The sequence below is a fragment of the Nitratireductor sp. GZWM139 genome (genome assembly GCF_030068685.1).
Lineage (GTDB): Bacteria > Pseudomonadota > Alphaproteobacteria > Rhizobiales > Rhizobiaceae > Nitratireductor > Nitratireductor aquimarinus.
Map to the genome: position 1 here is coordinate 215,511 of NZ_JAMQML010000004.1, position 9,924 is coordinate 225,434.

Sequence of the window (9,924 nt, forward strand, 5' to 3'; positions counted from 1 at the left end):
GTCCCGGAAAAGGGGGAGACGCCGCGTCTGGTCTCTTGCCGTATCAGTCGACGATGCAGTTGCAGTCGGCGAGCTCTTCGGGGATCTCGAGGCCGAAGGTCGCCATGGCCTTTTTCGAGATGCGCGGCGAGTGATCTTCATAGGCCGGGTTCATCGGCGGGATCGACTTGGGGTCCGTGCCGTCGAGGATCTGCAGCGCGATCTTGCCGGCGTTGAGGCCGACCTGCTGGTAGTTCACGGCGAAGCTTGCCGGAACCACGCCATCGGAAACGGCGCCATCATCGGAATTGATGATCGGGATGCCGGCCTGTCGGGCGGCAGCCGAAACGGCGGCGATGGCCGGCTGCAACAGGTTGGAGGCGGGCGTGTAGATCACGTCGGCCTTGCCGGCCAGCGACGCGACGCGCTGCTGAATGTCATTCACATTGTCGACGCCCACGGCCACGACCTCGAAGCCGGCGGCGGGAGCGGCTTCCTGGACCTTTTCAAGCAGTGCCACGTCGTTGGCCTCGCCCGGATTGTAGGGCTGGCCGATGCGCTTTGCGTCCGGAACGAGCTTCTTGGCAAACTCCATGACGGCGGCGACATCCTGCAGGTCGGTCGCGCCGGTCATGCCTTCATCGCCGGCTTCCCAGGAGGGGACGAGCTTGGCGGCCACCGGATCGGTGACGGCGGAAAAGACGATCGGAATGCCGGAACCGGCAAGCGCCTTCTTGGCGATCTGCGAGACCGGCGTCGTCACGGTGTACATGAGCACCGGACCTTCGGCCTGCAGCTTGGCGATCATCTGCGGCACGAGCGATGCATCGAAATTGGTGTGGCTCTCGGAGTAGACAACGTCCTTGCCTTCCTCGTAGCCGCCGGCGGCCATGGCGTCTTTAAAACCCTGGATCGCGGTGTTGAGCTGCGGATGCTCACCGAAATTGGCGATACCGATGCGGATCGGCTCGGCGCTTGCCGCGCCAAGACCCAGAGCCATAGCGCCGGCGGCAACAACGCCGCGCAGCCATAAGCGTGATTTTACAGTCATGTCATTCCTCCCGTGGGGGCCCGAGGGGCCTGAAACATGAGGATGGCCTCCACGCCATATCTCATGTCAAACATCAAATCAGAGGTCGCCGGTTTGCCCGCATCAACCTCTGTCGGATGGGCTTTGCATGCTGGATGCGTCTCCTCCCATCCGAATGCGTAGGGCATCATATCGCGGGCGCTATGCCTGTCAAACGCTATATATAATCGTTGAACACCTCTTGAATTATATATACTTTTGTTCTGAGGAGGAGCCATTTTGCATCATACGGTCGTGGACGATGACGCGCCTTTGACGAAGACGGAGGCAGCCTATCACCATCTGCGCCGCGACATTCTCGCGACGCGCCTGATGCCGGGGCAGCCGCTGCGGATTGCGGCGCTGCGCGATGCCTATGGCTTTGGCTGGACGCCGCTGCGCGAGGCGCTTTCACGGCTGGAGGCCGAGCGCCTCGTCACGGCGGAGAGCAATCGCGGATTTGCCGTTGCGCCCGTTTCGCGCGCGGAGCTTGAAGACCTCTCCAAGGCGCGGCTTGCGGTGGAAACCACGCTTTTGGAGGAATCCATTCGCAAGGGCGACGCCGACTGGGAGGCTGCTGTCGTCACGGCGCATTATCGTCTTTCTCGCTGCCAGATACCGGCCGAGGGGCTTTCCGACGACGCCTTGCATGAATGGGTGGAGCGGCATCAGGCCTTTCACGAGGCGCTGCTTTCTGCGGCGGACGCCACCTGGCTAAAGCACTTCTACACCCAGATCTGGGGGCAGCTCTGCCGGCATCACATCTTTCTGACAGTCACGCCGACGCTGCGCGCGGCGGCGGGTGCGGAGGATGGCCATGAGGCGGCCATTGCCGCGCTCGATGCGGCCATGTCCCTTGACCAGCACACGCAACTCATGGAGCTTGCCCTGGACAGAAATCTGGAGGGGGTGCTGGCGCTGATGAAAGAGCATGTGGGGCTGACCGTCGACGTGTTCACGCTTGCCGATCTTGATGGAGCAACGGCTGGAGACCACGGAAAACAGGCATGAAAACGCTTGTATCGCGTGCGTTTCTGACCGGGGTCGCCTTATGCGCCGCCGCCGGTGAGGCGCTGGCGCATGCCTCCGAGCGCGGCCATGTTCTGCTTCTGCCGACCGACTATTATCTGTTCGGCGGCATGCTCTCCGTTGCGCTGAGCTTTCTGGTTCTGGTCTTTCTGCCGGTGCATGGTTTCGAGCGGCTTTCGGCAAGAAGGGTTGCGCTGTTTCCGATGCCGCTGGATGGGCGTTCGCTTTTAAGCACACTCTCATTCCTTGCGCTTGCAGGTCTTGTGTTTGCCGGTTTTCACGGCAGCCGCGATCCGCTTTCCAATCCGCTGCCGCTGGTGATCTGGACGCTTCTGTGGGTCGGCGTGACCATTGTGCAGGGCGTTCTTGGCAATGTCTGGGACTGGATCAACCCCTGGTATGGGCCGTGGCGCATGCTGGTGCGTGCGGGTGTTCCGAAAGACGGGTTCTGGCGTCTGCCCGCCTGGCTGGGGATGTGGCCGGCCTTCGTGACGCTGTTCGGCTTTGCCTGGTTCGAGCTTGTCTATCTTGCGCCTTCCGACCCCGAAAGGCTTGCGATTGCCGTCTCGCTCTACTGGGGCTTCACCTTTGCGGGCATGGTCCTGTTCGGGCATGAGCGCTGGAGCGGCCGGGTGGAGTTTCTGTCGCTGTTTTTCACCATGCTTTCGCGCCTTTCTTTCTTTGCGCTGGAGGCTGGCGACAGGGGGCGGCGGCTGGTGATCGGCCTGCCGGGCTACAAGCTTGGAGAGGCAGCGGCGCTGCCGCTTTCCGGCATCGCCTTTCTGCTTCTGGCCTTAAGTTCGGTGTCCTTCGACGGGCTCACGCACACATTCTTCTGGCTCGATCTCATCGGCATCAACCCACTGGAATTCCCCGGCCGTTCGGCGGTTGTCGGGGCGAACTCGCTGGGGCTCGCCCTGATGTTCGTGCTTCTGTTTTCCGCCTTCATGGGCGCGGTCTGGCTGGGTTGCCGGTTTGTGGGGGAGGCGGATGTCGTGAAGACGGGCGGTCTTCTGGCCTGGTCGATCATTCCCATCGCGCTCGCCTATCATTTCTCGCATTATCTGGTGGGGTTCACCATCAACAGCCAGTATGCGCTTGCCGCGCTCTCCGACCCGTTGATGCAGGGCTGGAACCTGTTCGGCACGGCGGGGATGCATGTGCAGGCCGGCGCGACGCTCGGCGCGCGGTCTGCGTGGCTGATCTGGAACGCGCAGGCGGTGGCGATCATTGGCGGGCATGTGCTGGCCGTTGTTCTGTCGCATCTGATCGCCTATCGGCATTTCGGCTCTGCGCGGGTGGCGACCATCAGCCAGATTCCGCTTGCCGCGCTGATGGTCGGTTACACCGTTTTTGGCCTCTGGCTGCTCTCCGCGCCCACCGTGGGCTGAGAAAGCGGATTAAAATTTCTTGATCCCGGCATTTGCGTTACGGCTGTTTCTGCCGGGTGGACCTTCTTGGTAACTCTTTGTTTCTTCGTCACTTTGTCCCCCATCTGCAATTCCGCTGCGACTTAAAATGTTTTAAAAGACAGGCGCGTTTCCCTTGGGGCATGTCCTGTTGCCAAGGGATTGGATTGGTGATTTAGTTTGTACACAAGTGATTTTTCCAACGCTGGAAAATGCTTCCAACCGTTGGAAATGCTCGGTCAAACGATCACAACAATGGGGAACCGGCATGAGTGAAAATCGCAAGTCTCTGGTTAATTTAAACAGCGGTCTCAGCCGCAGGTCGGCGCTCAAGGGCCTCGGCGCTGCGGCCGGTCTCATCGCCGCGCCCGGCTTCGTGCGTTACGGGCAGGCGCAGTCTTCCGAGCCCATCAAGATCGGTTTCCAGTGCCACCGCACGGGCATCGGCGCGGCCTATGGCCGTTGGTACGATCGCGTCACGGCGGCGGCAGCCAAGCGCATCAACGATGCCGGCGGCATCAACGGGCGGCCGCTCGAAATCGTGATCGAGGATGACGGCACGGACCCGAAGCGCGGTGCCGAGGTGGTCGAGAAATTCGCCAACCAGCACAAGGTCGATCTGGTTTACGGAACGCTGTTCAGCCACGTGGTCGTCGGTTCGGCTCCGGCGGCGGGCGAGCTGAAAATCCCCTATTACGTGGTCAGCGAGGGCTATCACGTCGCATCCGGCAAGCTGAACCGCTACTGCGTGCAGCCGGGCATCACCGATGTGAAGTCGCAGGCCCGCTCCATGGCGCCGTGGATCGCCGACAATCTCGGCAAGAAGGTCACGCTGGTCTATCCGGACTATGCGTTCGGACATGACCACCGCGACTTCTTCACCCCGGCCATCGAGGCGCAGGGCGGGCAGGTGGTGGCCAAGGTGCCGATCCCGCCGACGGAGACCTCGTTCACGCGCTATTTCCCGCAGATCCCGCGCGACACGGACGTGATTTATCACGTCATGGTCGGCCCGGCCGTGCTCACCTTCGTGAAGGAAATGGGCGAGTTCTTCGGCTCCGGCGGGCCGCAGCTCTTCGGCTTCATCGACTCGCTCGAGGCCGTCGATATCGCAAGCCCGGGTCTGGAATTCCTTGAAGGAAGCCATTTCTGGGAAGGCATGCCGCGCTACGCGCAGCCGGATCAGCCGGACTATGTCACCGCCTATCGCGAGACGGTGGGCATCGACGACAATGGCGCGAGCGTGAATGACGGCAAGGACATCTCCACCGCCGCTCACATGTTCGGCTGCTGGGAGACGCTCAACGTCATCAAGGCCGCGATGGAAGCCTGCGACTACAAGGGGCCGGATGACCGCGCCGCCATGATCGAGGCCACCGAGGCGATGACCGGGATGGAAGCCGGCCCGGACCATCCGCAGGGCAAGAAGCTGTTCAACGGCAAGATCCACCAGGTCTTCGGCGAGCAGAGCATCAGCCAGGTCAAGGACGGCAAGCTCGAAGTTGTGCACCGCACCTCCATCGAGGACGGCGCTTACGAGCCCGAGGCCGACTACACGGCGATGTCGTTCTAAGACATCAAGGCGGGCGGTGTTTGCCCCTCACCCTTGCCCTCTCCCCGCACGCGGGGAGAGGGGACGTCAGCGTTGCGGCTTTTCCCATGGGACGGTTCGGCGGCGTGTCTTCGGCTCCTTTCATGAAAGTGCGTTTGTGAATGGCCTTCGGTCCGTATTTTCTTCTCGCCACGCTTGAAGGGCTGGTGACGGCGGCTGTGCTGGCGCTGATGGCGCTTGGCCTGTCACTGGTCTTTGGCGTCATGCGGGTGGTGAACGTCGCCCATGGCGAGTTCTACATGCTGGGCGCGGTGCTCGCCTGGTGGTTCGCGTCGCTGTTCGGCGGTCATCCGGCGATCGGCTTTCTCGTGGCGCTGGTGCTGAGCCCGCTTGTGGTGGCTGCCATCGCCTTTGTTGCCGAGCGGCTGGTCTTGAGCCGTCTCAAATATGAGCCAGAGGCGACCATCGTCGCCACGATCGGCCTGATGTACATCATCCAGCAGCTTGCCCTGACTTTTTACGGGCCGGAGGCGCGGCCGGTCGAAGCGCCGTTCAATTACCGCATGCAGCTGCCCTGGTTTGGCTATTCCGCCTACAAACTCGCGGTGATCGGCTTCTCCATCCTGATGATGCTGGCGACATGGTTTGTGCTGACGCGCACGAAGATCGGCCTCGTCATGCGCGCCACCCAGTTCGACCGTGAGACGGCGCAGGCCTTCGGCATTCCGGTCGGGCGCGTCTATGCCGGCGTGTTTGCGCTGGGGGCGGGGCTTGCCGCCGTGGCGGCCGTGCTGATCGTGCCGATCCAGCAGGCGCATTACCTGATGGGTCACGATCCGCTGCTTCTGTCGTTCATCGTCGTGATCATCGGTGGTCTGGGCTCGCTGCGCGGCACGGTTCTGGCGGCGGTGCTGATCGGCCTGTCGGATGGCATCATCTCGATGTTCTTCTCGCCGACGCTCGCCAAGATGCTGGCGACGCTGGCGGTCGCGATGATCCTGGTGTTTCGCCCGCAGGGCCTTTTCGGAGAGGCCGCGCGATGACCAGACTGACCCCTTCTGCAAAGACCATTGCCCTTCATGTCGGCGTGGTCCTCCTGCTTCTGGCGCTCAACTTTCTGCTGCCGGAATATCATCGCGGCGTGTTTGCGCGCGTTCTAGTGCTGGCCGTTTTCGCCATGGGCTACAATCTGGCCTTTGGCTACACGGGACTGCTCAGCCTCGGCCACGCCATGTTCTTCGCCGCCGGGCTCTATGGGGCGGGGCTGACGATCTACCATCTGGAATGGAGCGTCTGGCCGGCCTTCGGGACGGGGCTTGCCGCCGGTGCGGCGCTGGCGCTGGTCGTCGGCTTTCTGGCGCTGCGCACAACCGGCGTCGCGTTCATGATCGTCACGCTGATGTTCGCGCAGGTCTTCTATCTGATGACCCTTTACTTCACGACCTATACGCGCGGCGAGGAAGGGCTCGTTCTGCCGCAGGCCTCGCGCGTTCTGGAATTTCCCGGCGGGGCGCTCGATCTCTCCGATCCCTCCACCCGCTATCTCGTGGCGCTTTCGCTTTTCACGCTGGTTCTGGGAGCGATCCTGTTTCTGGTGTGCGCGCCCTATGGCCGCTCGCTGATCGCCATTCGCGAGAACGAGGAGCGCATGCGCATGCTGGGTTATGACGTGTTCGCCAACAAGCTCATGTCGATGGTGCTTTCGGGCATTTTCTGCGCCGCCTCGGGCGCTGCCTATGCGGTGCTGTTCGGCTATGTCGGGTCTGGTTTTGCGGCGATCCAGTATTCCATTCTGCCGCTGCTCTGGGTGCTGGTCGGCGGTGCCGCGACGACACTCGGCCCGCTCATCGGCACCCTGTTCATGTTCTATGTCATCGACACCGCGTCGAGCTACACCACCGCGCATCTGCTGGTGGTCGGTCTGGTGCTGATCGGCGTCATTCTGTTCTTCCCCAAAGGCATCACCGGTACGGTGCGTGAAAGGTGGTTGCCATGGCTGCCGTGAGCCCGCTTCTTGAAACCATGGGGCTTGCACGCGCCTTCGGCGGCCTGCGCGCGGTCGATGGCGTCGACTTCTCGCTGCCCGAGGGAGAGACCCACGCCATCATCGGCCCGAACGGGGCCGGCAAGACGACCTTTGTGAGCCTCATCTGCGGGCGTGTCGCGCCGACGGAAGGACGCGTGGTTTTCGACGGGCAGGACATTTCGCAGATGCCGGCCCACAAGCGGGTGCGCGCCGGCATCGCCTACACGTTCCAGATCACCAGCGTGTTCGCCAATCTGACGGCCTTCGACAATGTGGCGCTGGCGGTTCAGCGGCAGTTGATCGATGACCACGCGCGGGGGCTTTCAGCGCGCGCGCTCACCGAACACGGCATGGACGCGCTGGAGAAGGTGGGCCTTGCGGAGCACGCGCAAAAGGTGGCCGGCAATCTGTCTTACGGGCATCAGCGGCTGCTTGAAGTGGCGATGGGGCTGGCGCTGCGGCCGCGTCTCCTGATTCTCGATGAACCCACGCAGGGTCTCTCCGACAGCGAGATCGAGAATTTCATCGCGCTGGTGCGCCAGATCGGCGAGGAGGCGACGGTGCTTCTGATTGAACACAACATGGATGTGGTCATGGCGCTTGCCGAGCGCATCACGGTGATGGAGCAGGGGCGCATTCTTGCGCAGGGCGCGCCTGCCGAGATCCGCGCCAACCAGGCCGTCCAGCAAGCCTATCTCGGAGGTTGAGATGACGGCTGCCCTGAAAATGGAAAATGTCGACAGCGCCTATGGCCATGTGCAGGTGCTGCGCGGTTTCGATCTGGAGTTACGCTCCGGCGAGGTGCTTTGCCTGCTTGGCCGCAATGGCGCCGGCAAGACCACGGCGCTGAAGACGATCATGGGTCTGGTGCCGGCAACGGCAGGCCGCATTCTGCTTGGCGATGTGGAGTTGAACAGCCTCGCGCCGCACGAGGTTCCGAAAGCCGGCGTTGCCTATGTGCCGCAGGGGCGTCGGCTGTTTTCGGAACTGACCGTGGGCGAAAACATCGAGATCGGGCTGATGACACGCGGCAAGGGTGCTGCCACGCGTGACAGCGTGCTCGAGCTCTTCCCGGTTTTGCGCGAGCGGCTGAAGCAGCGCTCCGGCACGCTTTCGGGCGGCGAGCAGCAAATGCTGGCCATGGCGCGCGCACTCTGCCTTGAGCCGCAGGTGCTGCTTCTGGATGAGCCGACGGAGGGTCTCATGCCCTCGATGATCGCGCGCATTCGCGAGACCGTGGCGGGGCTGCGCGAGCGCGGCGTTTCCACCATCCTTGTCGAGCAGCGGGTTGATGCCGTTCTGCCCGTGGCGGATCGCGTTGCCTTCATCGAGAACGGCCGCAACCGCGAGACGGTGGATGTGGAGCGCCTGCGGGAAGACCCGGATATGGTGCACCGTTATGTGGGGGTGGGGTGACGCGGGACGTTGGTGCCAGGCGCCCTCGCCCTTCAACAGCCCTCATCCTGAGCTTGTCGAAGGGCGAGGGCGCTTGACTCCGTGGCCCGCATGAAATGCAATCACAGGATGCATTTATTCTGGCGGGAAGCGCGATGGAAGCCACGGTCTATATCCTGCGATGCGCGGATGGCTCCTACTACACCGGATTGACCAAGCAGCCGGTTGAAGCGCGTGTGTGGGAGCACAATGCGGGCATTCTTGAGTGTTACACCAAGCCTCGCCGCCCGGTGGAGCTGGTGTTTACCGAAACCTATGATCGCATTCTCGACGCCATTGCCCGGGAACGGCAGATAAAGGGCTGGTCGCGCGCCAAGAAGGAAGCGCTGATGGCACTCGACTATGAAGCGCTGCCGGACCTGTCGCGGAACGGGCAGGGGAATGGTGCCGGGTGCCTTGGCGATCATCGCTCGAAAAGCGCGGGTGGTCGAGAATGAGGAGCGTCGAGAGAAGGTGACCTGGCTTCGGTCATGGTGCCTGGCACCCTCGCCCTTCGACAGGCTCAGGATGAGGGTTACTTTAGCGCTGTCGCAATGTGGGTGGATGACAGGCGCAGCGCTCCAACAGCCCTCATCCTGAGCCTGTCGAAGGGCGAGGGCGCTTGGCATCCTGACTTGGCTCCCAACTCAGCAAGCCCATCACTCACACCAGCGTAACGCCGGCCTCTTTCATCTTCTCGGTCATCGCCGCCAGCGAGCCGCCAAGGTCGATGGCGCGGCAGCCTTCGAGGATGACGGTGGCCTCAAATCCCTGACGGCGGGCGTCGATGGCTGAATAGGCGACGCAGAAATCCGTCGCCAGACCGGCGAGCGTCACCCGGGTGATGCCGCGTTCGCGCAGATAGCCCGACAGGCCGGTCGGCGTTTCGTGATCATTCTCGAAAAAGGCCGAATAGCTGTCGATCGACTTGCGGAAGCCCTTGCGAATGACAAGCTCGGCCCTGTCCCATGAAAGCCCGTCATGGAAGGCTGCGCCCCCGGTGCCCTGAACGCAGTGGTCGGGCCACAGCGTCTGGGTGCCATAGGGCATTTCGATTGTCTCAAACGGGGCTTTGCCCGGATGCGAGGAGGCGAAGCTGGAATGGCCCGCCGGGTGCCAGTCCTGCGTCAGAACCACGTGGTCGAAGCGCTCGATCAGCCCGTTTATGACCGGTACAACCTCGTCGCCTCCGGCCACGGCAAGTGCTCCGCCGGGGCAGAAATCGTTCTGCACATCGATCACGATCAACGCCTCGTCGGCCATGCCCTGTCTCCTTCTCGCATGAAATCGCCGGGAAGGTGGACCGAATGTTCCCCTTTGACAAGCGTGCAGAGGAGCGTATCATTCGTGTACAAATGAATTTAAGCCCCGCCGTCAGAGCAGCAAAAAGGGCTTGGGAACGACATCGCGATTGGCAGGCAGGCGC

At 62.5% G+C, this 9,924-nt stretch carries 10 protein-coding genes; 8 read left to right on the forward strand and 2 right to left on the reverse strand.

Annotated features, from left to right (window positions below):
• Window positions 1-43: 43 nt before the first annotated feature.
• Window positions 44-1,030 carry an ABC transporter substrate-binding protein gene (locus NDI72_RS06785; protein ID WP_283800005.1) on the reverse strand — a complete coding sequence of 329 codons (987 nt, stop codon included), beginning with the start codon at window positions 1,028-1,030 and terminating at the stop codon, window positions 44-46.
• A 258-nt stretch (window positions 1,031-1,288) separates the two neighbouring features.
• On the opposite strand from NDI72_RS06785, the gene NDI72_RS06790 reads away from it, so the two are divergent.
• From NDI72_RS06790 to NDI72_RS06825, 8 genes are all read left to right on the forward strand, one after another.
• Window positions 1,289-2,059 (forward strand): GntR family transcriptional regulator, encoded by a 771-nt coding sequence (locus NDI72_RS06790; protein WP_113153173.1) that lies wholly within the window; start codon window positions 1,289-1,291, stop codon window positions 2,057-2,059.
• Window positions 2,056-3,468 (forward strand): hypothetical protein, encoded by a 1,413-nt coding sequence (locus NDI72_RS06795; RefSeq protein ID WP_283800006.1) that lies wholly within the window; start codon window positions 2,056-2,058, stop codon window positions 3,466-3,468. The genes NDI72_RS06790 and NDI72_RS06795 overlap by 4 nt, the downstream gene beginning before the upstream one ends.
• 286 nt (window positions 3,469-3,754) lie before the next feature.
• Window positions 3,755-5,059: an ABC transporter substrate-binding protein gene (locus tag NDI72_RS06800; protein ID WP_206553864.1), complete on the forward strand. Its 1,305-nt coding sequence runs from the start codon at window positions 3,755-3,757 to the stop codon at window positions 5,057-5,059.
• A gap of 140 nt (window positions 5,060-5,199) precedes the next feature.
• Window positions 5,200-6,081, forward strand: a complete 882-nt coding sequence (locus tag NDI72_RS06805; RefSeq protein ID WP_113153170.1) for a branched-chain amino acid ABC transporter permease — start codon at window positions 5,200-5,202, stop codon at window positions 6,079-6,081.
• Complete coding sequence (locus NDI72_RS06810; protein WP_283800007.1) at window positions 6,078-7,043, forward strand: branched-chain amino acid ABC transporter permease; 966 nt, start codon at window positions 6,078-6,080, stop codon at window positions 7,041-7,043. The genes NDI72_RS06805 and NDI72_RS06810 overlap by 4 nt, the downstream gene beginning before the upstream one ends.
• Entirely contained in the window at window positions 7,031-7,771 is a 741-nt protein-coding gene (locus NDI72_RS06815; protein ID WP_283800008.1) for an ABC transporter ATP-binding protein, read from the forward strand. The genes NDI72_RS06810 and NDI72_RS06815 overlap by 13 nt, the downstream gene beginning before the upstream one ends.
• 1 nt (window position 7,772) lies before the next feature.
• Window positions 7,773-8,480 carry an ABC transporter ATP-binding protein gene (locus tag NDI72_RS06820; RefSeq protein WP_206546181.1) on the forward strand — a complete coding sequence of 236 codons (708 nt, stop codon included), beginning with the start codon at window positions 7,773-7,775 and terminating at the stop codon, window positions 8,478-8,480.
• A gap of 134 nt (window positions 8,481-8,614) precedes the next feature.
• On the forward strand, window positions 8,615-8,956 hold the full coding sequence (locus tag NDI72_RS06825; protein WP_206548345.1) for a GIY-YIG nuclease family protein: 342 nt from the start codon (window positions 8,615-8,617) through the stop codon (window positions 8,954-8,956).
• A gap of 205 nt (window positions 8,957-9,161) precedes the next feature.
• Here the strand turns inward: NDI72_RS06825 and pncA are convergent, their stop codons facing one another.
• Entirely contained in the window at window positions 9,162-9,761 is a 600-nt protein-coding gene (gene pncA, locus NDI72_RS06830) for a bifunctional nicotinamidase/pyrazinamidase (RefSeq protein ID WP_283800009.1), read from the reverse strand.
• Window positions 9,762-9,924 lie beyond the last annotated feature (163 nt).